This is a genomic window from Pseudomonas sp. CC120222-01a, from assembly GCF_003097235.1.
In the GTDB taxonomy this organism is placed as follows: Bacteria; Pseudomonadota; Gammaproteobacteria; order Pseudomonadales; family Pseudomonadaceae; genus Aquipseudomonas.
In genome coordinates, this window is sequence record NZ_QEQQ01000005.1 from 242,909 (window position 1) to 267,526 (window position 24,618).

21 protein-coding genes are annotated in these 24,618 nt (G+C 62.8%); 10 read left to right on the forward strand and 11 right to left on the reverse strand.

Features of this window, described 5'->3' with window-relative positions:
* Position 1: 1 nt before the first annotated feature.
* Positions 2 to 919: a sulfate adenylyltransferase subunit CysD gene (gene cysD, locus N430_RS09590; RefSeq protein WP_003251799.1), complete on the reverse strand. Its 918-nt coding sequence runs from the start codon at positions 917 to 919 to the stop codon at positions 2 to 4.
* A 239-nt stretch (positions 920 to 1,158) separates the two neighbouring features.
* Positions 1,159 to 1,917: a Nif3-like dinuclear metal center hexameric protein gene (locus tag N430_RS09595; protein WP_110635733.1), complete on the reverse strand. Its 759-nt coding sequence runs from the start codon at positions 1,915 to 1,917 to the stop codon at positions 1,159 to 1,161.
* A gap of 168 nt (positions 1,918 to 2,085) precedes the next feature.
* Between N430_RS09595 and algW the strand changes: the two genes are divergently transcribed.
* A complete protein-coding gene (algW, locus tag N430_RS09600; RefSeq protein WP_110635730.1) occupies positions 2,086 to 3,246 on the forward strand; it encodes a Do family serine endopeptidase AlgW in 1,161 nt (386 codons plus the stop codon).
* Positions 3,247 to 3,320: 74 nt separating this feature from the next.
* On the opposite strand, the gene N430_RS09605 is transcribed toward algW, so the two are convergent.
* The 4 genes from N430_RS09605 to N430_RS09620 form a co-directional block, all read right to left on the reverse strand.
* A complete protein-coding gene (locus N430_RS09605; RefSeq protein ID WP_027918029.1) occupies positions 3,321 to 4,085 on the reverse strand; it encodes an amino acid ABC transporter ATP-binding protein in 765 nt (254 codons plus the stop codon).
* Positions 4,086 to 4,095: 10 nt separating this feature from the next.
* Complete coding sequence (locus N430_RS09610) at positions 4,096 to 5,193, reverse strand: amino acid ABC transporter permease (protein WP_110635728.1); 1,098 nt, start codon at positions 5,191 to 5,193, stop codon at positions 4,096 to 4,098.
* 10 nt (positions 5,194 to 5,203) lie between these two features.
* Complete coding sequence (locus N430_RS09615) at positions 5,204 to 6,382, reverse strand: amino acid ABC transporter permease (RefSeq protein ID WP_110635724.1); 1,179 nt, start codon at positions 6,380 to 6,382, stop codon at positions 5,204 to 5,206.
* Between the two features lie 67 nt (positions 6,383 to 6,449).
* Positions 6,450 to 7,478, reverse strand: coding sequence for an amino acid ABC transporter substrate-binding protein (locus N430_RS09620; protein WP_110635721.1), 1,029 nt, complete (start codon positions 7,476 to 7,478; stop codon positions 6,450 to 6,452).
* Between the two features lie 331 nt (positions 7,479 to 7,809).
* Between N430_RS09620 and N430_RS09625 the strand changes: the two genes are divergently transcribed.
* Positions 7,810 to 8,466, forward strand: coding sequence for an alpha/beta hydrolase (locus N430_RS09625; protein ID WP_110635718.1), 657 nt, complete (start codon positions 7,810 to 7,812; stop codon positions 8,464 to 8,466).
* Between the two features lie 101 nt (positions 8,467 to 8,567).
* Positions 8,568 to 10,043 carry an ATP-dependent RNA helicase RhlB gene (gene rhlB / locus N430_RS09630; protein ID WP_110635715.1) on the forward strand — a complete coding sequence of 492 codons (1,476 nt, stop codon included), beginning with the start codon at positions 8,568 to 8,570 and terminating at the stop codon, positions 10,041 to 10,043.
* A 159-nt stretch (positions 10,044 to 10,202) separates the two neighbouring features.
* Here the strand turns inward: rhlB and moaE are convergent, their stop codons facing one another.
* From moaE to N430_RS09660, 5 genes are all read right to left on the reverse strand, one after another.
* Positions 10,203 to 10,649 (reverse strand): molybdopterin synthase catalytic subunit MoaE, encoded by a 447-nt coding sequence (gene moaE, locus N430_RS09640; RefSeq protein WP_110635710.1) that lies wholly within the window; start codon positions 10,647 to 10,649, stop codon positions 10,203 to 10,205.
* Between the two features lie 2 nt (positions 10,650 to 10,651).
* Complete coding sequence (gene moaD, locus N430_RS09645) at positions 10,652 to 10,897, reverse strand: molybdopterin converting factor subunit 1 (RefSeq protein ID WP_110635707.1); 246 nt, start codon at positions 10,895 to 10,897, stop codon at positions 10,652 to 10,654.
* Positions 10,897 to 11,367 carry a cyclic pyranopterin monophosphate synthase MoaC gene (gene moaC, locus N430_RS09650; protein ID WP_110635704.1) on the reverse strand — a complete coding sequence of 157 codons (471 nt, stop codon included), beginning with the start codon at positions 11,365 to 11,367 and terminating at the stop codon, positions 10,897 to 10,899. Before moaC ends, moaD begins: the two co-directional genes overlap by 1 nt.
* Before the next feature lie 96 nt (positions 11,368 to 11,463).
* Positions 11,464 to 12,858, reverse strand: a complete 1,395-nt coding sequence (locus N430_RS09655; RefSeq protein WP_110635702.1) for a PhoH family protein — start codon at positions 12,856 to 12,858, stop codon at positions 11,464 to 11,466.
* A gap of 282 nt (positions 12,859 to 13,140) precedes the next feature.
* Positions 13,141 to 14,268 (reverse strand): polysaccharide deacetylase family protein, encoded by a 1,128-nt coding sequence (locus N430_RS09660; RefSeq protein ID WP_110635699.1) that lies wholly within the window; start codon positions 14,266 to 14,268, stop codon positions 13,141 to 13,143.
* 136 nt (positions 14,269 to 14,404) lie between these two features.
* Between N430_RS09660 and yaaA the strand changes: the two genes are divergently transcribed.
* The 7 genes from yaaA (at position 14,405) to algG (ending at position 24,617) form a co-directional block, all read left to right on the forward strand.
* On the forward strand, positions 14,405 to 15,181 hold the full coding sequence (yaaA, locus tag N430_RS09665; RefSeq protein ID WP_110635696.1) for a peroxide stress protein YaaA: 777 nt from the start codon (positions 14,405 to 14,407) through the stop codon (positions 15,179 to 15,181).
* 869 nt (positions 15,182 to 16,050) lie between these two features.
* A complete protein-coding gene (locus N430_RS09670; protein ID WP_079226607.1) occupies positions 16,051 to 17,367 on the forward strand; it encodes a nucleotide sugar dehydrogenase in 1,317 nt (438 codons plus the stop codon).
* Between the two features lie 73 nt (positions 17,368 to 17,440).
* Positions 17,441 to 18,922: a glycosyltransferase family 2 protein gene (locus N430_RS09675; RefSeq protein WP_178083377.1), complete on the forward strand. Its 1,482-nt coding sequence runs from the start codon at positions 17,441 to 17,443 to the stop codon at positions 18,920 to 18,922.
* A 37-nt stretch (positions 18,923 to 18,959) separates the two neighbouring features.
* Positions 18,960 to 20,126, forward strand: a complete 1,167-nt coding sequence (locus N430_RS09680) for an alginate biosynthesis protein Alg44 (protein ID WP_110635691.1) — start codon at positions 18,960 to 18,962, stop codon at positions 20,124 to 20,126.
* Positions 20,127 to 20,138: 12 nt separating this feature from the next.
* On the forward strand, positions 20,139 to 21,566 hold the full coding sequence (algK, locus tag N430_RS09685) for an alginate biosynthesis TPR repeat lipoprotein AlgK (RefSeq protein WP_110635688.1): 1,428 nt from the start codon (positions 20,139 to 20,141) through the stop codon (positions 21,564 to 21,566).
* The gene (locus N430_RS09690) at positions 21,563 to 23,041 is read left to right on the forward strand and encodes an alginate export family protein (protein WP_110635685.1); all 1,479 of its coding nucleotides are present in this window, start codon (positions 21,563 to 21,565) and stop codon (positions 23,039 to 23,041) included. Before algK ends, N430_RS09690 begins: the two co-directional genes overlap by 4 nt.
* A gap of 16 nt (positions 23,042 to 23,057) precedes the next feature.
* Complete coding sequence (gene algG, locus N430_RS09695; RefSeq protein ID WP_110635682.1) at positions 23,058 to 24,617, forward strand: mannuronan 5-epimerase AlgG; 1,560 nt, start codon at positions 23,058 to 23,060, stop codon at positions 24,615 to 24,617.
* Position 24,618 lies beyond the last annotated feature (1 nt).

Here is a 24,618-nt window from a genome sequence, read left to right on the forward strand (position 1 = left end):
ATTAGAAGTAGCCTTGGCGTTTCTTGTCTTCCATGGAACCGGCGCCATCGTGGTCGATGACGCGGCCCTGGCGTTCGGACGTACGGGTCAGGAGCATTTCCTGAATGATGTCCGTCAGGGTCTCGGCTTCCGACTCGACAGCGCCCGTCAGCGGGTAGCAGCCGAGGGTACGGAAACGCACCTTCTTCTTGACGATGCGCGCCTTCTCTTCCTCGGACAGGTGCTCGAGGATGCGCTCGTCGTCGATCATGATCAGGGTGCCGTTCTTCTCGATGACTTCACGCTCGGCGGCGAAGTACAGCGGCACGATCGGGATGCCTTCGAGGTAGATGTACTGCCAGATGTCCAGTTCGGTCCAGTTCGACAGCGGGAAGACGCGGATCGACTCGCCCTTGTTGACCTTGCCGTTGTAGACGTTCCACAGCTCCGGGCGCTGGTTTTTCGGGTCCCAGCGGTGCTTGCTGTCACGGAACGAGTACACACGCTCCTTGGCCCGCGACTTCTCTTCGTCGCGGCGCGCGCCACCGAAGGCGGCGTCGAAACCATGCTTGTCCAGCGCCTGCTTGAGGCCCTGGGTCTTCATGATGTCGGTGTGCTTGGAGCTGCCATGGGTGAACGGGTTGATGCCCTGCGCCACACCCTCAGGGTTGACGTGGGTGATCAGCTCCAGGCCCATTTCCTCGACCATCTTGTCGCGGAAGCTGTACATCTCCTGGAATTTCCACTGGGTGTCGACGTGCATCACCGGGAACGGCAGCTTGCCCGGGAAGAAGGCCTTGCGCGCCAGGTGCAGCATCACGGCGGAATCCTTGCCGATCGAGTACAGCATCACCGGGTTATCGAACTCGGCGGCCACCTCGCGGATGATGTGGATGCTCTCCGCCTCCAGCTGTTTCAAGTGCGTCAGTTTGTCGACCATGGCTACTCACGAAAAAACACGAAAAACGATCTTATGGACGGCCTGCGGGCCGTGTTCGAGCGAGCCACTTTATCACAGCGGCTGCTTCTATTTAGGAGGCGGGCTAGATCGAAAAAGTCTAACGATATGACTGGGGGTTTGGCTCGGCAGGACAGGCCTCTTCGCGGGTAGACCCGCTCCCACAGGTGTGTGCGATCCCTGTGGGAGCGGGTTTACCCGCGAAGCAGGCGACGCCAATCTCAGATGGGATTAGGGCAATCGATGAACAGGTGCTCCAGGGCGAAGCGCCGCGCCAGGTAATCACCCAGGGCCTGCACGCCATACCGCTCAGTGGCATGGTGCCCCGCGGCAACGAAGCTGACACCGTTCTCCCGGGCGCTGTGATAGGTCTGTTCGGACGCCTCGCCAGTGAGGTACAGGTCCACCCCCGCCGCAATCGCCGTATCGATGTAGCCCTGCCCGCCGCCGGTGCACCAGCCGACCCGGCGAATCATCTCGTCGCCTTCCACCAGCAACGGCTCACGCCCGAGCACTGCCTGCACCCGATGGGCGAAGTCACGGGCAGTCACAGGCTCGGCCAGCGAACCGACCAGCCCGACCACCTTGGGGTTTTCCGGGTCCAGCGGCCCTTCTACAGTGATGTCCAACTGTCGCGCCAGTTGCACGTTGTTGCCAACCTCAGGGTGCACATCCAGCGGCAGGTGAAACGCCAGCAGGCTGATGTCGTGCTTGAGCAAGGTCTTCAAGCGGCGCTGACGGATCCCGGTAACACACGGGTTCTCGCCCTTCCAGAAGTAACCATGGTGCACCAGGATCAGGTCGGCCCCGGCCTCGACCGCGGCATCCAGCAAGGCCTGGCTGGCGGTGACGCCGCTGACGATGCGGCTGACCTGCGGACGGCCCTCGACCTGCAGGCCATTGGGGCAGTAATCCTGGATCTTCGCGCTGCCCAGGTAGCGTTCGGCTTCCTCGACCAGGGTGTTGAGTGCGACGGCCATGAAAATCTCCTCGAAATCTGCGCTTTTCTCGGGCGCAACGCCTGCAGAACGCCCGTATAATGCCGGCCATTATGGGCCGTCGCCGGCATCGGGGGAACCGGTGTATGATCGCGCGCGCTCATGCCCCACTGCGCGGCCACCGGCCCCCGCTCTTTCCAGGACTCGTTCATGTTCAAGGCTTTGCGTTACTTTGGCTGGCCCCTGTTCACCGGTATTCTGATCGCCGTACTGATCATCCAGCGCTACCCGGAGTGGGTCGGCCTGCCCAGCCAGGACGTCAACCTGCAACAAGCCCCGCAAACCTCGCGGATCATGCAGGGCCCGGTGTCCTACGCCGACGCCGTGACCCTCGCCGCCCCGGCCGTGGTCAACCTGTACACCACCAAGGTGGTGAACAAGACCGCCCACCCGCTGTTCGAAGACCCGCAGTTCCGCCGCTTCTTCGGTGACAACCTGCCCAAGCAGCGCCGTTGGGAGTCGAGCCTGGGTTCGGCGGTGATCATGAGCCCCGAGGGCTACCTGCTGACCAACAACCACGTTACCAGCGGAGCCGACCAGATCGTCGTGGCCCTGAAGGACGGCCGGGAAACCCTGGCGCGGGTCATCGGCAGCGACCCGGAAACCGACCTGGCGGTGTTGAAGATCGACCTGAAGAACCTGCCAGCCATCACCATCGGCCGCTCCGACAACATCCACATCGGTGATGTGGTGCTGGCCATCGGTAACCCGTTCGGCGTTGGCCAGACCGTGACCATGGGCATCATCAGTGCCACCGGCCGCAACCAGCTGGGCCTGAACAACTACGAAGACTTCATCCAGACCGACGCGGCGATCAACCCGGGCAACTCCGGGGGTGCGCTGGTCGACGCCAATGGCAACCTGGTCGGCATCAACACCGCGATCTTCTCCAAGTCCGGCGGCTCCCAGGGCATCGGCTTCGCCATCCCGATCAAGCTGGCGCTGGAAGTGATGAAGTCGATCGTCGAACACGGCCAGGTGATTCGCGGCTGGCTAGGCATCGAGGTACAACCGTTGAGCCAGGAACTGGCCGAATCGTTTGGCATGCAGGGCCGCCCAGGCATCGTGGTGGCCGGTATCTTCCGCGACGGCCCGGCGCAAAAAGCAGGGTTGCAGCTGGGTGACGTGATCCTGAGCATCAACGGCGAACCGGCCGGTGACGGGCGCAAGTCGATGAACCAGGTGGCGCGTATCAAGCCAACCGACAAGATCACCATCGAGGTGATGCGCAATGGTCAGCAGCTGAAGCTGATTGCCGAGGTGGGGCTGCGCCCGCCACCGGCACCGGCTGCCAACCCGGAAGATAACTAAGGCTTTGAATTGGGGCTGCTTTGCAGCCCTTCGCGGGCAAGCCCGCGAAGGGCCGCAGAGCGGCCCCAACAGCATCAGTGCAGGATCTGGCTGAGGAACAGCTTGGTCCGGTCACTGCGCGGGCGGTCGAAGAAGTCATCCGGCGCGGCCTGCTCGACGATCTCCCCCTTGTCCATGAAGATCACCCGGTTCGCCACGGTGCGGGCAAAGCCCATTTCGTGGGTCACGCAGAGCATGGTCATGCCGTCCTCGGCCAAACCGACCATGGTGTCGAGCACTTCCTTGACCATTTCCGGGTCCAGCGCCGAGGTCGGCTCATCGAAGAGCATGATCTTCGGCTTCATGCACAGCGCCCGGGCAATCGCCACGCGCTGCTGCTGGCCACCCGACAGCTGCCCCGGGAACTTGTGGGCCTGCTCCGGAATACGCACCCGCTCCAGGTAGTGCATGGCGATTTCCTCGGCCTTGCGCCGCGGCATCTTGCGCACCCACATCGGCGCCAGGGTGCAGTTTTCCAGAATGCTCAGGTGCGGGAACAGGTTGAAGTGCTGGAACACCATGCCCACCTCGCGGCGGATCGCCTCGATCTGCTTGAGGTCGTTGGTCAGCTCCACGCCATCGACCACGATGCGGCCCTGCTGGTGCTCTTCCAGGCGGTTGAGGCAGCGGATGGTGGTCGACTTGCCCGAGCCGGACGGGCCACACAGGACGATGCGCTCGCCCTGGCGCACGTTCAGGTTGATGTCCTTGAGCACATGGAACTGGCCGTACCACTTGTTCACGCCCTGCATCTGGATGATGCCTTCGGGGCCGGCAGGCTGCTTGATCGCTTCACTCATTTCGAAACTCCTAACGCTTGTGGCCAGTGTCCAGCTTGCGCTCCAGGTGCATGGAGTAGCGGGACATACCGAAACAGAAAATCCAGAACACCAGGGCGGCGAACACATAGCCCTCGGTGGCCATGCCCAGCCAGGCCGGGTCAGCGGCGGCTTGCTTGACGCTGTTGAGCAGGTCGAACAGGCCGATGATGATCACCAGGCTGGTGTCCTTGAACAGGGCGATGAAGGTGTTGACGATGCCGGGGATCACCAGCTTGAGCGCCTGCGGCAGAATCACCAGGCCCATCGAGCGCCAGTAGCCCAGGCCCATGGCCGCGGCGGCTTCGTACTGGCCCTTGGGAATGGCCTGCAGACCACCGCGCACCACCTCGGCGACATACGCCGACTGGAACAGGATCACCCCGATCATCGCCCGCAGCAGTTTGTCGAAGCTCATGCCTTCCGGCAGGAACAGCGGCAGCATCACCGATGACATGAACAGCACGGTGATCAGCGGCACACCGCGCCAGAACTCGATGAAAGTCACGCAGACCACCTTCACCGCCGGCATCCGCGAACGCCGTCCCAGGGCCAGCAGAATACCCAGCGGCAAGGCGCCGACGATGCCCACGGTGGCGATCACCAGGGTCAGCATCAGCCCGCCCCACTGGCTGGTGGCGACGTTGCTCAAGCCCAGTAAGCCGCCGTGCAGCAAGGTGTAGGCGAGGACCGGGTACAGCACCAGGAAGCCCAGGCCGTAGAAGGCCTTGCGCGGGAAGCGCTTGATGAACAGCGGCGCCGCGCCGAGCACGGCCAGCCACACGGTGAGGTCTACGCGCCAGCGCAGCTCGACCGGGTAGTAGCCGTACATGAATTGGCCGAAGCGCTGCTGCACGAACACCCAGCAGGCGCCCGACTGGGTGCAGTCGGCGCGGGTGGTGCCGACCCAGTTAGCGTCGATCAACGCCCACTGCACCAGCGGCGGTACGATCAGCCACACCAGGTACACGGCGAACAGGGTCAGCAGGGTGTTGAGCCAGCTGGAGAACAGGTTTGCACGCATCCATGCGAGCACGCCGACGGTTTTCACCGGTGGCGGCATGTCGGGTTTGAAAACATGGGCATTCACGGGCGTATCCTCACCGCTCGATCAGCGCGATGCGCTTGTTGTACCAGTTCATCAGCAGCGAAATGCTGATGCTGATGGCGAGATAGACACTCATGGTGATGGCGATCACCTCGATGGCCTGGCCGGTCTGGTTGAGCACGGTACCGGCGAACAGCGAGACCATCTCCGGGTAGCCGATACCGGCCGCCAGCGACGAGTTCTTCGCCAGGTTCAGGTACTGGCTGGTCAGCGGCGGAATGATCACCCGCAGTGCCTGGGGGATGATCACCTTGCGCAGGGTCGGGCCATCGCGCAGGCCGAGCGAGTGGGCCGCTTCGGTCTGGCCATGGCTCACTGAGCGAATGCCCGAACGCACGATCTCGGCAATGAACGCCGCCGTATAGATGGTCAACGCCAGGGTCAGCGCCAGCAGCTCGGGGATCAGCACCCAGCCGCCAACGAAGTTGAAGCCCTTGAGCTGCGGTACTTCCCAGTGCACCGGGCTGCCGAACAGCAGCGCGCAGGCGCCTGGAATGACGATCAGCAGCGCCAGCCCCACCCAGAACTTGTGGAACGGCTCGCCGGTTTCGTCGAAACGCTTGTTGGCGTAACGCACCATCGCCACGATCGCCACCAACGCCAGCACCAGGGCAACAACGAACGGCCAGAAGCCCTCCGCCATCGACGCACCGGGCATGTTCAGGCCGCGGTTGCTGATGAAGAAGGTGTCGTCGATGTTGATGCTGCCCTTGGGCCCCGGCAGGGTCAGAAACACCGCGAAGTACCAGAACAGGATCTGCAGCAGTGGCGGGATGTTGCGGAAGGTTTCCACATACACGGTCGCCAGCTTGCTGATCATCCAGTTCGGCGACAGCCGCGCCACACCGATGATGAAACCCAGAACGGTCGCCAGGATCACGCCAATGAACGTCACCAGCAGGGTATTGAGCAGGCCGATGACGAACACCCGCGCGTAGCTGTCGGACTCCACGTAGGGAATCAGGTGCTGGGCGATGCCGAAGCCGGCGCTACGCTCGAGAAAGTCGAAACCCGAGGTGATGCCCCGGTGCTGCAGGTTGGTCTGGGTGTTGTGGAACAGGTACCAGCCCAGGCCCACCACGAAGACTATCGTGAGAATCTGGAACAGCCAGGCGCGCACACGCGGGTCGTTCAGGGACAGCCCCTTGGGTGCGCCAATTTGATTTTGCATGAAGTGCCCCGAAAAATAGGGATTCGAACAACCTGCGGCGGCGGGATGCCGCCGCAGGGTGCAGCCATCAGCGCACAGGTGGCGCGTACTGGATGCCGCCGTTGTTCCACAGGGCGTTCATGCCACGGTCGATCTTCAGGTCGGTGCTCTGGCCCAGGTTCTTCTCGAACACTTCGCCATAGTTGCCGACTTGCTTGACGATCTGCACTACCCAGTCTTTGGGCAGCTTGAGGTCCTTGCCATATTCACCGTCCGCGCCCAGCAGGCGGGCGACGTCCGGGTTCTTGGTGGACTTGGCCTCGGCCTCGACGTTCTTCGAGGTGATGCCGGCCTCTTCAGCGTTGAGCATGGCGAACAGGGTCCACTTGACGATACTGAACCAGTCTTCGTCGCCTTTACGCACCACCGGGCCGAGTGGCTCCTTGGAGATGGTTTCCGGCAGCACCACGTAGTCGGTCGGTGCGGCCAGCTTGGAGCGCTGGGCGAACAGCTGCGACTTGTCCGAGGTCAGCACGTCGCAACGGCCAGACTCCAGCGACTTGGCGCTTTCGTCGGAGGTGTCGAAGGTGATCGGGGTGTACTTCAGGCCATTGGCACGGAAGAAGTCCGACACGTTCAGCTCGGTGGTGGTACCGGCCTGGATGCAGATGGTCGCGCCGTCGAGTTCCTTGGCGCTGGAAACGCCGAGCTTCTTGTTGACCAGGAAACCGACGCCGTCATAGTAGGTGACGCCGGCAAACACCAGGCCCATGCCGGCATCACGCGAGCTGGTCCAGGTGGTGTTGCGCGACAGCACGTCGACTTCGCCCGACTGCAGCGCTGTGAAGCGCTCCTTGGCGTTGAGCTGGCTGAACTTGACCTTGGTCGCGTCGCCGAATACGGCGGCGGCCACGGCGCGGCAGACATCGGCGTCGATACCGACGATCTTGCCTTCCTTGTCAGGTACCGAGAAGCCAGGAAGACCGTCGCTCACGCCACACTGGACGAAGCCCTTCTTCTTTACCGCATCGAGGGTGGCGCCGGCCTGGGCGGTGCTCACGGCGCCCAGTGCAGCGGCAGCGGTCAGGACTGCCAGGGTGGTTTTCAACATCTTCATTCACAACCTCCAAATTGCTCTTGTTGTATGAGCCGGAATTGCACCGCACCCTTTTGAGGCGCATCCGACCCGTGTTGGCTTGTTCTTGGGTCAATTGGCGCAATGGGCTGTTCTGTGACAGCCTTCGCGTGCAAAGGGTGTTACCGTCACGGCCTGCCCTTTGCATCGAATGAAGAATTGCAAAGCGCGTACCAGATTTGTTGGCTGTAGCGTTTAAGCGCTCGTCAAGTAGGGAAAGTTGTATCGTTGCGACATTCTCTTTCTGTCAGATAATTCCTACGCCTTCTTTTCACGCACCTTTTTAAATGGCGCGCACACTTTCGGAGCAGTCATGACCAACCCACTGATTCTCGAACCTCAGAAAACCGCTGACGCCTGTGTGATCTGGTTGCACGGTCTGGGTGCCGACCGTTACGACTTCCTACCTGTGGCCGAATTCATGCAGGAGCGGTTGACCAGCACCCGCTTCGTCATGCCCCAGGCGCCGACCCGCCCGGTGACCATCAACGGCGGCTACGCCATGCCCAGCTGGTACGACATCAAGGCCATGACCCCGGCCCGCGCCATCGACGAAGCGCAGCTGGAAGAATCCGCCAAGCAGATCATCGGCCTGATCAAGGCTGAGCAGGCCAAGGGCATCAACCTGTCGCGGATCTTCCTCGCCGGTTTCTCCCAGGGCGGTGCGGTGGTGCTGCACACTGCCTATATAAAGTGGCAGGAAGCGCTGGGCGGCGTGATCGCCCTGTCCACCTACGCCCCGACCTTCACCGACAGCCATCAGCTGAGCGCCTGCCAGCAACGCACCCCGGCCCTGTGCCTGCACGGCGTGCACGACCCGGTGGTGATTCCGTCCATGGGCCGTACCGCGTTCGAATACCTCAATACCTGGGGTGTCGCCGCACGCTGGCACGAATACCCGATGGAGCACGAGGTGGTGGTCGAGGAACTGAGCGATATCCACGACTGGCTGAGCAAGCAATTGCAATAAGCCAACCCCACCTGTAGTTGTGGGAGTTTTCCGCTACGCCGCGCCCAAATCTTGCATTACACTGCCCGGCGTACATTCCTTAACCAGTTGATGAGACGATCGTGCTCAAGGCACTCAAGAAAATATTCGGCAAAGGAGACGCCGCGCCACAGGCCGTCGCTCCTGCTGCCAGTGTGACGCCAACGGCGCCCGCCCCCACCGCAGAGGCCCGGCCCGAACCGAAACCGGCCGCGCCCCGCGCCAAGCACACCACCAAGCCGGCCGCCAAGGCAGAAGCCCCCGCCGATGCCCCTGCACCCGCCGACAAGCCGGCCAAGGACAAACCCCGCCGCGAACGCAAGCCCAAGCCCCAGGCGAGCCTGTGGAAGCCGGAAGACTTCGTGGTCGAGCCACAGGAAGGCAAGACCCGTTTCCACGACTTCAAGCTCTCCAACGAGCTGATGCACGCCATCCACGACCTCGGCTTCCCTTACTGCACGCCGATCCAGGCGCAGGTGCTGGGTTACACCCTGGCGGGCCAGGACGCCATCGGTCGTGCCCAGACCGGTACTGGCAAGACGGCGGCATTCCTGATTTCGATCATTTCCCAGCTGCAGCAGACGCCGCCGCCGAAAGAGCGCTACATGGGCGAGCCGCGCGCGCTGATCATCGCGCCAACCCGCGAGCTGGTGGTACAGATCGCCAAGGACGCCGTGGCCCTGACCAAATACACCGGCCTGAACGTGATGAGCTTCGTCGGTGGCATGGACTTCGACAAGCAGCTCAAGGCTCTGGAAGCCCGCCATTGCGACATCCTGGTAGCCACCCCGGGCCGTCTGCTGGACTTCAACCAGCGCGGCGAAGTGCACCTGGACATGGTCGAGGTGATGGTGCTGGATGAAGCTGACCGCATGCTCGACATGGGCTTCATACCCCAGGTACGGCAGATCATCCGCCAGACTCCGCCGAAGAGCGAACGCCAGACCCTGCTGTTCTCCGCCACCTTCACCGACGACGTGATGAACCTGGCCAAGCAGTGGACCACCAATCCGGCAATCGTCGAGATCGAACCGGAGAACGTCGCCAGCGAAACGGTCGAGCAACACGTGTATGCGGTGGCCGGCAGCGACAAGTACAAGTTGCTGTACAACCTGGTGACCCAGAACAAGTGGGAACGGGTGATGGTGTTCGCCAATCGCAAGGACGAAGTACGGCGCATCGAGGAGAAACTCGTGCGCGACGGTATCAATGCCGCTCAGTTGTCCGGCGACGTACCGCAACACAAGCGTATTCGTACCCTGGAGAACTTCCGCGAAGGGCGCATCACTGTGCTGGTGGCGACCGATGTGGCCGGGCGTGGGATTCACATCGACGGCATCAGCCATGTGATCAACTTCACCCTGCCTGAAGACCCGGACGATTACGTGCACCGCATCGGCCGTACTGGCCGTGCCGGTACCAGCGGTGTGTCGATCAGCTTTGCCGGTGAGGATGACTCCTACCAGCTGCCGGCGATCGAAGAGCTGCTGGGGCGCAAGATCAAGTGCGAGATGCCGCCGGATGAGCTGCTGAAACCGGTGCCGCGCAAACACCACTGACCCTCAGCGGGCTACATATCCCTGTGGGAGCGGCCTTGTGTCGCGAAAGGGCCGCGCAGCGGCCCCAGCAATCTTTGCATTAAAGCTGAAATCCTGGGGCCGCTGTGCGGCCCTTTCGCGACACAAGGCCGCTCCCACAAAGGGTCGCCGCAGACTGGACTACCAGCGCTCGGCCGCATCCTGGTCACTCTGCTTCCCTTCTACCCACCTTGGCCCCTCCTGGGTATTTTCCTTCTTCCAGAACGGCGCCCGGGTCTTCAGGTAGTCCATGATGAAGTTGCAGGCATCGAACGCCGCCTGCCGATGGGCACTGGCCACGCCGACAAACACGATCGGCTCACCCGGCTCCAGCGCACCGATGCGGTGCAGCACCTCGACCTTGAGCAACGGCCAACGCTGCTCGGCCTCGACCACGATCCTGGTCAGCGCCTTCTCGGTCATGCCCGGGTAATGCTCGAGGAACATCCCCGCCACGTCACGGCCATCGTTGAAATCGCGCACATAGCCGACAAAACCGACCACGGCGCCGACGCCGACATTGGCCGCATGCATGGCATTGACCTCGGCCCCCGGGTCGAACGCCCCGTGTTGCACTCGCACTGCCATGTTCAGCCTCCGGTCACCGGCGGGAAGAACGCCACTTCATCGCCCTCTTCCAGCGGCTCGTCGAGCTTGCACAGCTCTTCATTGCGCGCACTCATCAGGTTCTGTTCGGCCAGCACTGCGTACTGCCCACCCTTGGCCACCAGTGCCTGGCGCACATCGTCGACCACCCTGAACTCGCCTTCCAGGCGCTCGGCATCGACGCCCAGCAGCTCGCGGTAACGGGCGAAGTACATCACCTTGACCTTCATCACGCTTCCACCTTGTAGTGCCCGCTCTTGCCACCGACCTTTTCCAGCAGGCGTACCTGCTCGATGACCATGCCCTTGTCCACCGCCTTGCACATGTCGTAGATCGTCAGCGCGGCAACACTGGCGGCGGTCAGCGCTTCCATCTCGACGCCGGTCTGCCCGGCCAGCTTGCAGCGGGCAACAATATGCACCGCATCCGCGCCGTCGGCACTCAGTTCGACTTTGACGCTGGTCAGCATCAGCGGGTGGCACAGCGGGATCAAATCACTGGTCTTCTTCGCCGCCTGGATACCGGCAATGCGCGCCACGGCGAACACATCGCCCTTGGGATGCTCGCCGTCGACGATCATCTGCAAAGTCTGCGGCAACATGCGCACCCGCGCCTCGGCCACGGCCTCGCGCTCGGTCACGGCCTTTTCAGTGACGTCGACCATGTTGGCGCGCCCCTGGGAATCAAGATGAGTCAGCACTGCTCTGCTCCTGTGAAGGGAACAGAGAGTGTAAACCCGTGGGTCAAGATTGCGCAGCGGAAAAAAGCCGGGCGGCGAGCCACCCGGCTGTGAGGGTTACAGGTGAGACTCGGCGTACTCGGCCAGCACCGAACGTGGCACACCCTGCAGAGTGATGTGCACGCCATGGGGGAAGTCCTTGAAGCGCTCGGTCAGGTAGGTCAGGCCCGAGCTGGTCGCGGACAGGTAAGGGGTGTCGATCTGCGCCAGGTTGCCCAGGCACACCACCTTGGAGCCGGAGCCGGCCCGGGTGATGATGGTCTTCATCTGGTGCGGCGTGAGGTTCTGGCACTCGTCGATCAGGATCAGGCTCTGCTGGAAGCTGCGCCCGCGGATGTAGTTCAGCGACTTGAACTGCAGCGGCACGCGTTCGAGGATGTACTCGACGCTGCCATGGGTGCTTTCATCATCCATGTGCAAGGCTTCGAGGTTGTCGGTGATGGCGCCCAGCCAAGGCTCCATCTTCTCCGCCTCGGTGCCCGGCAGGAAACCGATCTCCTGGTCCAGCCCCTGCACGCTGCGGGTGGCGATGATGCGCCGGTAGCGCTTGCTGACCATGGTCTGTTCGATGGCTGCGGCCAGGGCCAGGATGGTCTTGCCGGAGCCGGCAGCGCCGGTCAGGTTGACCAGGTGGATATCCGGGTCGAGCAAGGCGAACAGCGCCAGGCTCTGATGAATGTCCCGTGGCTTCAGGCCCCAGGCTTCCTGGTGCAGCAAGGGTTCCTGATGCAGGTCGAGCAACAGCAGCTCATCGTTGCGGATGCCTTTTACCCAGCCGACGAACCCTTGCTCATCAATGATGAACTCGTTGATGTGCACGGCCGGCAAGTTGTCGATCATCTGCACCCGATGCCAGGTACGGCCACGCTCCTGGCGGGTATCGACCTTGCTGACCCGGTCCCAGAACGACCCGGTGACCGAGTGATAGCCCTTGGAGAGCAAGGAGACGTCGTCAACCAGTTGGTCGGTGCTGTAGTCCTCTGCCGCGATCCCGCAGGCGCGCGCCTTCAGGCGCATGTTGATGTCTTTGGTGACCAGCACCACGTCCAGGTCGGTGCGCCGGCTACGGACTTCGAACAGGGTATTGATGATGATGTTGTCGTTGAGGTTTTCCGGCAGCAGCTTGCTGGGCTCGTTGCGCGGGCTCATCAGGATCGACAGGAACCCCTTGGGCCCGCTCTTGCCACGCTGGATCGGCACGCCCTGCTCGACATCGCTGGGCGAAGCGTCTCCGAGAAGCTGGTCGATCAGGCGGATGGCCTGGCGACATTCGGCGGCGATGGTCTGTTTACCGGTCTTGAGCTTGTCGAGTTCCTCCAGCACCGTCATCGGAATGGCGACGTGATGCTCCTCGAAGTTGAGTAATGCGTTGGGGTCGTGAATCAGGACGTTGGTATCGAGCACATAGAGGATTGGCTTGCTGGAGGAAGGGTTGCGTCCTTGGTCATCCATACTCGGTCACCTTATGTCGAAGCCACACGGCACGCTCTGTAGTGCGCCGCAGAGTGACCGCCGTTCTTCCCGTATCCGCGTTGCTACGGGCGGGAAGCGTACCTGGCAAGGTGGGGTGGATGACGCCACCTGTGCTGCAGGAATCGGCTGTCTGGTTTCTTCATACCGCAAAAACCATGACCGAAAAAAGCATTTTTACGAGATTTTGAAGTTTATTTTTCCGATTGACGAAGAGCGCTTGGCGGCAACGCCGCAGGGGACTACAGTCAGAAGTCATACCCTCTATTCGCGATAAGCGTAATCGCGGCAGTTCTCCCAGCCGATCCCGCTTTGCACTGTATTGTGCAGCAACCACTCGACCGCCGGCTGCGCCTTGGGCAGGCTGTCATGGAACTGGATCACCCCCTTGCGCCAGAGCAGCATCAAGGTCACCACCCGCTGGGCCGAAGCGTCGGCAGTGAGCGGGCCATCATCCTGAGCGTCGATATCCCATAGCGAAACCCGCAGCTGCTGGCTGGCCATGAACGCTTCGCCGTCAGCCCGGCGCTGGCCATAGGGCGGGCGGAACAGCGGCACGTATTGCTCCGGCAGGTCGGCCTGGACCCGCGCCTGGGCGCGCTTGATCGAATCTTGCCAGCCTTGCCACTGGGCGTGGGAGCGATATTCCCAACCCTGGATGCCCACGCATTGGCCGGCATAGAGCTGGGCCAACGCATTGGCCGCACCATTGTCTCGCCGCTGCTGCAGGCGATTGCCCAAGACAAAGAAGGTGCCCTGCAGCTTCTGCTTGCGCAGGTATTCGGTGAGCGCATCAGTGCTACCGCCATCGGGCCCCGGGCCACCGACGAAGGTCAACAGGAACATGCGGTCGTTCAGTTCGTCGCCATTGCGCTCGCGGCTGGACAGGCGCTCGACCTCGCTGCTGGTCTGCGGCAGCAACGCGGCCTTGCGCAGTTGCTCATCCAGATAACGCACATGGAACTGATGGCTGGGTTCGATCCAACCGGTGTAGAACGTGCCGACATCGGTAGCGAATGTCGCCGCTTTGGTGCGCAAATCGGCCATGGATTCGAGCAGATAGCAGAACGAGGCATCCTGCTCGCAACTGCGCTGGGCCTGCTGGTAGCCCTGCCACAAACGCTGCCACATCTGCGCGCGCACAGCACGAATCTTCTGCAGGTTGATCTGCCGCAGCCCCAAGCGCGCAGCCAATGCTCCATCGTCGAGTAGCTCGCTTTCATGCAGCACCTGAGCAAATGACAGGATCTCCGCCCGCGAGGCGACGTCGAACAGCACCGGGCTGTCCAGCTGCTCGGGCCACTGGCTGCGGTCCAGGCTGGCCGGGGGCATGGGGGCGGCCTGGGCGGCCAGGCTCAACAAGGTGGCCAGCAAGGCCCCGGCAATGCGCACGATCGGTCTCTCCGTGACAGCCAAAACGCGCACTATAGCGCCTGCTTCAGCGATGGTCTGTGACTATTGTCGCCATAGTTTGGCGTTAGCGGCCGCGAACCGTAGAATTCACCGCACGATTCCAGGAGCCGACCCGATGCTGACGGTGATTTCCCCCGCCAAGACCCTCGACTACGACACCGCGCCGGTGACCGAGCGCTTCACCCTGCCGCAATACCTGGACGATTCCCAGGAGCTGATCCTGCAGCTGCGCGACCTGTCGCCGGCGCAGATCAGCGAGCTGATGCACCTGTCCGACAAGCTCGCCGGCCTCAATGCCGCGCGCTTCGGCAGCTGGACTCCGGACTTCACCCCGGCCAACGCCAAGCAGGCGCTGCTGGCGTTCAAAGGTGACGTGTATACCGGCCTGGATGCCGAAACCCTCGGCGAGGACGATTTCAGCTATGCCCAGGATCACCTGCGCATGCTCTCCGGCCTTTACGGCCTGCTGCGCCCGCTCGACCTGATGCAGCCCTACCGCCTGGAAATGGGCACCAAACTGGCCAACGCCCGCGGCAAGGACCTGTATGCCTTCTGGGGCACGCGCATCAGCGAATGGCTGAACCAGGCACTGGCCGACCAGGGCGACGACCTGTTGCTGAACCTGGCCAGCAACGAGTACTTCAGCGCGGTGAAGCGCAGCGCGCTCAAGGGCCGGGTGATCAACGTCGATTTCAAGGACCTGAAGAACGGCCAGTACAAGATCATCAGCTTCTACGCCAAGAAGGCCCGCGGCATGATGAGCCGCTTCGTGATCCAGGAACGGGTCAATGATCCGGAGCAGCTCAAGCAGTTCGATGTGCAGGGTTACTACTACAGTGCCGAGCAATCGAAGCCGGATCACCTCGTTTTCCTGCGCGATCACCCCTTGTAGGAGCGGCCTTGTGTCGCGAAAGGGCCGCGAAGCGGCCCCAGCAATTTCTGCATGAACGTCAAAATCCTGGGGCCGCTTTGCGGCCCTTTCGCGACACAAGGCCGCTCCTACAAAAAACACCCCCCTCAGCCCTGCAATGGGGCAAGATTCAAATTGCCATCCAGTCATTATTCCGACGCCAAAAATCCAACACCCATCCCTTTATCGCCAAACGCCATAAGACCGTTCGTACTTTTTTGACGAATTTTGAAAAATATTTTTTCATGGTGGCATAACAACACCGCGCTTCAGTCTCGTCCTTTATAACTGGGGGTGAAACTGTGGCGTGCTATCAATTTGAAAGTATTTGCCACTGAAAAATTATTTAGAAATCTTTCATCGAAGCAGAACCCCCTCAGGAACTTCTCCTGCGACCTATCGCTCATAGTGCCGTAACGAATTTCCTGCCCATTGGGTGTGAGAGATGACTTACAGATGACAACCGGCAGGTGACTAGCACCCGCCCCCTTAAGTTAGACCGGTGCAACGGGTTCTCCCGAAGGCCCCGTCCATGGAGGACAGACGCGCCCTTTACAATTCGTCCTAGTGGTTGATTTCAAAGGATTTTTCCACTTGAAAGAACAAGCACAGCAAAGCGCCAAGTAGCGCCTTGCAATAAAGACGGCTGCATCACAGGGCACGCCTTTTAAATACTGGCTTATTACTGCCAACTTTTAGTGCACAACTTTGTGCGCGACGGATTTATTCATGCCTGCGCTCGGCGAAGTGAGCTTTCGCCCATGGATCCGTGCGCCCGAAAACTGTTGTTAATCAACCCAGTCCGGCTCTTCCCGGAAGAGCTGGCGTGATAAACACATGAGGTGATAGCGATGCGTATCAGCATCTTTGGTTTGGGTTATGTGGGTGCGGTCTGTGCAGGCTGCCTGACGGCGCGAGGCCATGACGTGATTGGTGTGGACGTGTCCAAGACCAAGATCGACCTGATCAATCAGGGCAAGTCGCCCATCGTCGAACCTGGCCTGGAAGCACTGCTGCAGCAAGGCATCGCCAATGGCCGCCTGCGTGGCACCACCGACTTCGCCGAGGCCATCCGCGCCAGCGACGTGTCGATGATCTGCGTCGGCACCCCGAGCAAGAAGAACGGCGACCTGGGCCTGGAATACATCGAGTCGGTGTGCCGCGAAATCGGCTACGTGCTGCGCGACAGCGAGCGCCGCCACACCATCGTGGTCCGCAGCACCGTGCTGCCGGGCACCGTGAAGAACGTGGTCATCCCGATTCTCGAAGACTGCTCGGGCAAAAAGGCCGGCGTCGACTTCGGCGTTGCCGTGAACCCGGAATTCCTGCGCGAAAGCACCGCGATCAAGGACTACGACCAGCCACCGATGACCGTCATCGGTGAACTGGACAAGGCCAGCGGCGACGTGCTGCAGGCCCTGTACGAAGAGCTCGACGCGCCGGTCATCCGCAAGCCGATCGAAGTGGCCGAGATGATCAAGTACACCTGCAACGTGTGGCACGCCACCAAAGTCACCTTCGCCAACGAGATCGGCAACATCGCCAAGGCCGTCGGCGTCGATGGCCGTGACGTGATGGACGTGGTCTGCCAGGACAAGGTGCTGAATCTGTCGCAGTACTACATGCGCCCTGGCTTCGCCTTCGGTGGTTCGTGCCTGCCGAAAGACGTGCGCGCCCTCACCTACCGCGCAGCTTCCCTCGACGTACGCGCACCGCTGCTCGACTCGCTGATGCGCAGTAACGAATCGCAGGTGCAGAACGCCTTCGAGCTGATCGAAGCCCACGACAAGCGCAAGGTCGCCCTGCTCGGCCTGAGCTTCAAGGCCGGCACCGACGACCTGCGCGAGAGCCCACTGGTAGAGCTGGCCGAGCGCCTGATCGGCAAGGGCTATCAGCTGGACATCTACGACGAGAACGTCGAGTACGCCCGCGTCCACGGGGCGAACAAGGAGTACATCGAGTCGAAGATCCCGCACGTCTCGTCGTTGCTCAATGCCGACTTCCAGAAGGTCATCGCCAACGCCGACATCATCGTCCTGGGCAACCGTGACGAGCAGTTCCGCGCCCTTGCCGAGCAAGCGCCGGCCGGCAAGCAAGTGATCGACCTGGTCGGCTTCATGAGCAAGCCGACCTGCACCACCAGCCGTACCGAAGGCATTTGCTGGTAATGCCCGACCGGGCAGCGGTGGCCTCCCCACCATCGCTGCCCACCCTTTCCCGAATTCTCGACGGATGCTGAACATGCAAAGGCTCCAGACAGTGCTGTTGCAGTGCGCCGGGTGGCTGCTCTACATGAGCCTGCTCATGCTGATCGCCCTGGCCCTGCCAGCCGATATCTTCGACTCGCAGTCGAAGCACTTCATCTTCCTGGTCGGCGCAGTCGGCATCTGGCGCTATTCCATGGGCGCCACCCATTTCATCCGCGGCATGATCTTCCTCTACGGCGTCTACCCGTACCTGCGCCGCAAGGTGCAGAAGATGGGCGATGCCGCTGCACCGTCGCATGTGTACCTGATGGTCACCAGCTTCCGTATCGAAGCGCTGACCACTGCCCAGGTGTACAGCTCGGTAATCCGCGAGGCGATCGAATGCGGCTACCCCACCACCGTGGTCTGCTCGCTGGTGGAGATGTCCGATGAACTGCTGGTGAAGAGCCTGTGGGCCCGCTACAACCCGCCCGCCCACGTCAAACTGGACATCGTGCGCATCGCCGGTACCGGCAAGCGCGACGGCCTGGCCTATGGCTTCCGCGCCATCTCTCGGATGCTGCCGGACGAAAACGCCGTGGTCGCGGTGATCGACGGCGACACCGTGCTCGGCGAAGGCGTGGTGCGCAAGACCGTGCCGTGGTTCAAGCTGTTCCCCAACGTCGGCGGCCTAACCACCAACGAGTTCTGCGAAGTGCGCGGCGGCTACATCATGAGCGAGTGGCACAAGCTGCGCTTCGCCCAGCGCCACATCAACATGTGCTCGATGGCCCTGTCCAAGCGCGTGCTGACCATGACCGGGCGCATGTCGATGTTCCGCGCAAGCGTCGTGACCAACCCCGAGTTCATCGCCGACGTCGAAAGCGACTCGCTGATGCACTGGCGCCTGGGCCGCTTCAAGTTCCTCACCGGTGACGACAAGTCCAGCTGGTTCAGCCTGATGCGCCTGGGCTACGACACCTTCTACGTGCCGGACGCCGCGATCAACACGGTCGAACACCCGCCGGAAAAGAGCTTCCTCAAGGCCAGCCGCAAGCTGATGTACCGCTGGTACGGCAACAACCTGCGGCAGAACTCCCGTGCGCTGGGCCTTGGCCTGCGCCGCCTGGGCCTGTTCACCAGCATTGTGCTGTTCGACCAGCGCGTGTCGATGTGGACCAGCCTGCTCGGCCTGACCGTGGCGGTGATCGCCAGCCTCAAGTTCGGCATGGCGTTCCTGCTGGTGTACCTGCTGTGGATCGGCATCACCCGCCTGATCCTCACCGTCATGCTGCTGTGCTCCGGCCACAACGTCGGCCCGGCCTACCCGCTGATTCTCTATTACAACCAGATCGTCGGCGCGCTGATGAAGATCTACGTGTTCTTCCGCCTCGACAAGCAGTCCTGGACCCGCCAACCGACTGCCCTCAAGCGTGACCTCGCCAGTTTTCAACAATGGTTCAACACCTGGTCCTCGCGGACCATGACCTTCTCGGCTGCCAGCATCTTCGTCGCTGTGCTGTTCATGGTCGTGTGAGCCCAACCCGGATCGGAACTAACAGGAACAAACCCAGATGAATACCGCCGTGAACGTCAACGTCGTGCATGAGTCCGAAGCCCAGCGCCAACACGCCCGGGTGCGCATCCCTGCCAAGCTGCGCTTCCTCGACAAAGAGCGCCAGGCCCACGATGTGAAGGTCGACGACCTCTCCGCCGGTGGCCTGAGCTTCCACACCAAACAGCCACTGTCGGTCGGTGAAGTGCTGCGCGGTCGCCTGCAGTTCACGGTCGACAACCTCGGCCTGTCGATGGACATCGAGTTCCAGGTGCGCGGTTACAACAGCGGCAGCGGCCGTACCGGCGCGCAGTTCCAGAACCTCGAGCCCCGCGACATCGCCACCCTGCGCCACATCATCACCACCCACCTGTCGGGTGAGCTGATCACCGTCGGCGACGTGCTCAGCACCCTGCAGCGCGACAACTTCACCAAGGCCCGCAAGCAAAAGGACGGCGGCTCCGGCCTGTCCGCCTTCGGCCGCCTGAAGGCGGTGACCGTCACCCTCGGCGTGTTCGTGGTCGGCGTGGCCGCGTTCGGCTTCGTCGCCAAGTCGCTGTACGGCATGTACTTCGTCAGCCATGCCGAAGCCGGCGTGGTCGCCGTGCCGACCACCACCGTCACCATGCCGCGCGACGGTACCGTCAACAGCCTGGCCGAAACCGGTGGGCAGATCGTCAAGGGCGCGCCGCTGGCCAGCTTCACCACCAGCATGCTGGACATGCTCAAGGGCAACCTGGACGACTCGCAGCTGGAGCCGGCGAAGATCGAGGAACTGTTCGGCAAGCAGCTCTCTGGCACCCTCACCAGCCCTTGCGATTGCGTGGTCGCCCGCCAGCTGGTGGACGACGGCCAGTACGCCGCCAAAGGCCAGCCGATCTTCCAGCTGGTACCGCGCACCACCACCCCGATGGTCGAGGCACGCTTCAGCTACCGCCAGTTCGACGAGGTCAAGCCAGGTACCCGGGTCAACTTCCAGGTGGCTGGCGAAGACGACGTGCGCACCGGCCAGATCGTCAGCAGCGCCAGCCTCAACAGCGATGACCTGGCCTCCGACATCCGCGTGCAGATCAAGCCCGACAGCGCCATGCCGGCCGAACTCGCCGGCCGCCCGGCCGCGGTCAACAGCGACCGTGGCCCTTCGCTGAACTGGCTGATCGACAAAGCCGTGGCCCGCGGTCTGTAAGAGGATCCCGTGATGATTCCCCATAAGAAAAGCGCAAGCCTGGGCCTCTGTGCCCTGGCTGCGGCGGTCGCCCTGGCCGGCTGTGCGGGCTTGCCCGACCAGCGCCTGGCCAACGAAGCCCTCAAGCGCGGCGACACCGCGCTGGCCGAGCGCAACTACAAGGCCCTGGCCGACCTGGGCTACAGCGACGCGCAAGTGGGCCTGGCCGACATCAAGGTCTCTACCCGTGACCCGGCGAAAATCAAGGAAGCCGAGGCCACCTACCGCGCTGCGGCCGCCACATCGCCGCGTGCCCAGGCCCGCCTCGGCCGCTTGCTGGTAGCCAAGCCCGACAGCACCCAGGCCGAGCGCGAGGAAGCCGAAACCCTGCTCAAGCTCGCCGCCAAGCAAGGTGAAGGCAATACCCTGATCCCGCTGGCGATGCTCTACCTGACCTACCCGCAGAGCTTCCCCAAGGTCAACGCACAGCAGCAGATCGACCAGTGGCGCGCCGCCGGCAACACGGAAGCGGGCCTCGCCCAGGTGCTGCTGTACCGCACCCAGGGCACCTACGACCAGCACCTGGGCGACGTCGAAAAAATCTGCAAGGCCGCGCTGAACACCACCGACATCTGCTACGTCGAGCTGGCCACCGTGTACCAGAAGCGCGGCCAGGCCGATCAACAGGCCGCCCTGCTCGGCCAGCTGAAATCCGCCTATGCCCGTGGCGCAGTGCCGGCCACCCGGGTCGACAGTGTCGCCCGCGTGCTGGCTGACCGCAGCCTCGGCCAGACCGATGAGAAAACCGCCAAGGAGCTGCTCGAACAGGTCGCCCCGGCCAACCCGGCATCCTGGGTCAGCCTTGCGCAGCTGCTGTACGACTTCCCCGAGCTGGGCGACACCGACCAGCTGATGGCCTACATCGACAAGGGCCGCGAGGCTGAACAGCCACGCGCCGAACTGCTGCTGGGCCGCCTGTACTACGAGGGCAAGACCTTGCCCGCCGATGCGGTCAAGGCCGAGCAGCACCTGCAGGCCGCCGCGGATGCCGGCGAAGTCAGCGCCCATTACTACCTCGGCCAGCTGTACCGCCGCGGCTACCTGGGCAAGGTCGAGCCGCAGAAGGCTGTGGACAACCTGCTGACCGCCGCCCGTGGCGGCCAGAACAGCGCCGACTACGCCCTCGCCCAGCTATTCAGCGAAGGCCATGGCATCCGCCCGCAACCGGGCAACGCCTGGGTATTCGCCCAGCTGGCCCAGGTCAACCCGACGCCACAGTCCAGCGAACTGCTGCAGCAGCTCGACCAGCAACTCACGCCTGACCAGCGCAGCCAGGCGCAGAGCCTGCTGGCGCAGGAGAAACAGGCCCGCGGCAGCATGGTTCAGGGCGCCAACAGCACCCTGGCCCTCGAAGCCCTGCAAGACGACGAAAAAGAAGTAGACGGTGAGGACTCGCTATGACGCTCAATCCCTTCGTGAAAGCCGGCATCGGCCTGAGCTTCGCCCTGCTGTGGTCCTGCCCGACCCTGGCGGACATGACCGCCCAGAAGAACTTCGGCCTGGATGTGAAAATCACCGGCCAGTCGGAAGACGACCGTGACCTCGGCACTCGCTCCGGCGGCGACGTCAACGGCCTTGGCCTCGACCTGCGCCCGTGGGTCTACGGCGAGCGCGGCAACTGGAGCGCCTACGCCATGGGCCAGGCGGTTGCGGCCACCGACACCATCGAAACCGATACCCTGCGCCAGAACGACGACGGCACCACCACCGACACTGGCGACGACAGCCGCAAGCCCGACAAGAGCTACCTGGCCATGCGCGAGTTCTGGGTCGGCTACAGCGGCCTCACCGCCTACCCGGGCGAGCAACTGCGCCTCGGCCGCCAGCGCCTGCGCAGCGACGACGGCATGTGGCGCGACACCAACATCGAAGCGCTGAACTGGACCTTCGACACCACCTTGCTCAAGGCCGACCTGGGCGTGGCCCAGCGCTTCAGCGAATACCGCACCGACCTTACCGAGCTGGCCCCGGAAGACAAGGACCGCACGCACATCTACGGCAACGTCGCCACGCAGTGGACCCCTGGCCACTGGGTCGGTGTACGCGCCCATCACACCCATGACAGCGGCAGCCTGAAGAACCCCGGCGAGACCGTCGACGCGCTGGACAAGACCCGCACCGGCGACCTCACCTGGCTGGGCCTGGAAGCCAACAGCGACGCCTACAACTGGCGCAACGACCACACCGTCAACTACTGGGGCAGTGTCACCTGGCTGACCGGCGACCGCGACACCCTCAGCAGCCAGACCGTCGGCGACCAGACCGTGGCCACCGGCAAGCAGAGCGGCAACGTCAATGCCTGGGCCACCGACCTCGGCATCCGCCTGCGCCTGGACCCGCAATGGCAAGTCGGTGCGGCCTACGCCCGCGGCAGCGGCGGCGGTGGCGACGACGGTTCGAACAACTTCGAGCAGACCGGCCTTGAGAGCAACCGCTCCAACTTCACCGGCACCCGCTCGCGCGTACACCGCTTCGGCGAAGCCTTCCGCGGCGAGCTGGGCAACCTGCAGGCGGCCACCCTGTTCGCCTCCTGGCAGCTGCGCGACGACTACGACGCCAGCCTCATCTACCACAAGTTCTGGCGTGTCGACGGCAACCAGAACATCGGTTCCAGCGGCATCAACGCGGTGGTCGACGACAACGGCGTGAACCGCCAGCTGGTCGACGGCGAGAAAGACCTCGGCCAGGAAATGGACGTGGTCGTCACCAAGTACTTCAAGCAAGGCCTGCTGCCGGCTTCGATGAGCCAGGCGATCGACGAGCCTTCCGCTCTGGTGCGCCTGCGTGCCGGTGTGTTCAAGCCGGGCGATGCCTACGGCAAGGAAGCGGACTCGTACATGCACCGCGCCTTCGTCGACGTGATCTGGCGCTTCTGAGGCCGGGAGACCCCTGATGAACCTTCACCCGCACATCCGTCACAGCCTCCTGGCCAGCGCTTTGCTGCTGGCCAGCGGCCTGGCTGTCGCCGCAGAGCCCCAGGTGATCGCCAAGGAGCTGCAGCAGGCCAAGACCTACACCGTGGCCAGCGCTCCGATCGAGCCGCTGCAGATGGACCCGCCGAAACTGCCCGACCTGTCCGGCTACACCGCCGCAGCGGTGCAGAAGAAGATCGACCGCCGTCACAAGGGCAAGGTCAGCATCCGCCGCATGTTCCAGGAGGACACCCTCAAGGAATTCGTCGGCGGCGACAACAAGGCCGCCGAGTGGGTGCAGCGCCAGCACGGCATTCCCCAGGCGATCTTCATCGATGACGGCCATGTCGACCTGGTCGAGCTGAGCAAGAAGGTGCCCAAGCAGTACCTCAGCGAAGTCGAACCAGGCGTGTACCTGGCGCGCCTGCCGATCGTGGTCGGGCAGAAGGGCATTCTCGAGATCGACGGCAAGGTCAAGCAACTGCGCCTGTCCCAGGAAGGCGGCTCGTTCCTGGTCAACGACGGCAAGCTGTTCGTCACCGACACCCAGGTGACTGGCTGGCGCGAGAAGGACAACGGCCCGGCGACCTTCCGCTCGCCCAAGGAATTCCGCCCGTTCCTGCTGTCGTGGGGCGGTACCGAGACCTATATCGTCAACACCAAGATGGCCAGCTTCGGCTATGCCAAGTCCAAGTCGTACGGCGTGAGCATTTCGCAGTACACACCAAACATGTCCCAGCGCATGGGCCGCCCGGAGCCGACCGGCTGGATCATCGGCTCGACCTTCAGCGACATGTGGTACGGCTTCTACTGCTACGAGACCTCCGACTTCGTGGTCAAGGACAACACCTACCACGACAACATCGTCTACGGCATCGACCCGCACGACCGTTCGCACCGCCTGATCATCGCCGGCAACACCGTGTACGGCACCAAGAAGAAGCACGGCATCATCGTCTCGCGTGAGGTCAACGACAGCTGGATCATCAACAACAAGAGCTACGACAACAAGCTCTCGGGCGTGGTGATCGACCGTAACAGCGTCAACAACCTGGTGGCCTACAACGAGATCTACCGCAACCACACCGACGGCATCACCTTGTACGAGAGCGGTGACAACCTGATCTGGGGCAACAAGCTGATCAACAACCGTCGCCACGGCATCCGCGTGCGCAACAGCGTGAACATCCGCCTGTACGAAAACATCGCCATGGCCAACGGCCTGGTTGGCGTGTACGGGCACATCAAGGACCTGTCCGACACCGACCGCGACATCGCCCTCGACCCGTTCGACACCAAAGTGTCGCTGATCGTGGTCGGCGGCGAACTGTCGGCCAACGGCTCCGGCCCGCTGTCGATCGACTCGCCGCTGTCGGTCGAGCTGTACAAGGTGTCCATGCTCGCCCCGCGCAAGGCCAATGGCATCAGCCTGAATGGCGTGCTCGGCGAGCGCCAGGACGAAATCCTCGACCTGCTGGTGCGCCAGCAGAAGGCCGTGCTGATCGACCCGGTCGAACGCCAGACCGAAATGATCGATTAAG

Coding starts and splice junctions, on each gene's coding strand:
- N430_RS09625 (WP_110635718.1), top strand. CDS start 7,810: ATGACCAACCCACTGATTCTCGAACCTCAGAAAACCGCTGACGCCTGT.
- N430_RS09675 (WP_178083377.1), top strand. CDS start 17,441: ATGCAAAGGCTCCAGACAGTGCTGTTGCAGTGCGCCGGGTGGCTGCTC.
- yaaA (WP_110635696.1), top strand. CDS start 14,405: ATGCTGACGGTGATTTCCCCCGCCAAGACCCTCGACTACGACACCGCG.
- cysD (WP_003251799.1), bottom strand. CDS start 919: ATGGTCGACAAACTGACGCACTTGAAACAGCTGGAGGCGGAGAGCATC.
- moaE (WP_110635710.1), bottom strand. CDS start 10,649: ATGGCAGTGCGAGTGCAACACGGGGCGTTCGACCCGGGGGCCGAGGTC.
- moaD (WP_110635707.1), bottom strand. CDS start 10,897: ATGAAGGTCAAGGTGATGTACTTCGCCCGTTACCGCGAGCTGCTGGGC.
- algW (WP_110635730.1), top strand. CDS start 2,086: ATGTTCAAGGCTTTGCGTTACTTTGGCTGGCCCCTGTTCACCGGTATT.
- N430_RS09620 (WP_110635721.1), bottom strand. CDS start 7,478: ATGAAGATGTTGAAAACCACCCTGGCAGTCCTGACCGCTGCCGCTGCA.
- N430_RS09605 (WP_027918029.1), bottom strand. CDS start 4,085: ATGAGTGAAGCGATCAAGCAGCCTGCCGGCCCCGAAGGCATCATCCAG.
- N430_RS09615 (WP_110635724.1), bottom strand. CDS start 6,382: ATGCAAAATCAAATTGGCGCACCCAAGGGGCTGTCCCTGAACGACCCG.
- N430_RS09680 (WP_110635691.1), top strand. CDS start 18,960: ATGAATACCGCCGTGAACGTCAACGTCGTGCATGAGTCCGAAGCCCAG.
- algK (WP_110635688.1), top strand. CDS start 20,139: ATGATTCCCCATAAGAAAAGCGCAAGCCTGGGCCTCTGTGCCCTGGCT.
- N430_RS09595 (WP_110635733.1), bottom strand. CDS start 1,917: ATGGCCGTCGCACTCAACACCCTGGTCGAGGAAGCCGAACGCTACCTG.
- N430_RS09655 (WP_110635702.1), bottom strand. CDS start 12,858: ATGGATGACCAAGGACGCAACCCTTCCTCCAGCAAGCCAATCCTCTAT.
- N430_RS09690 (WP_110635685.1), top strand. CDS start 21,563: ATGACGCTCAATCCCTTCGTGAAAGCCGGCATCGGCCTGAGCTTCGCC.
- N430_RS09670 (WP_079226607.1), top strand. CDS start 16,051: ATGCGTATCAGCATCTTTGGTTTGGGTTATGTGGGTGCGGTCTGTGCA.
- algG (WP_110635682.1), top strand. CDS start 23,058: ATGAACCTTCACCCGCACATCCGTCACAGCCTCCTGGCCAGCGCTTTG.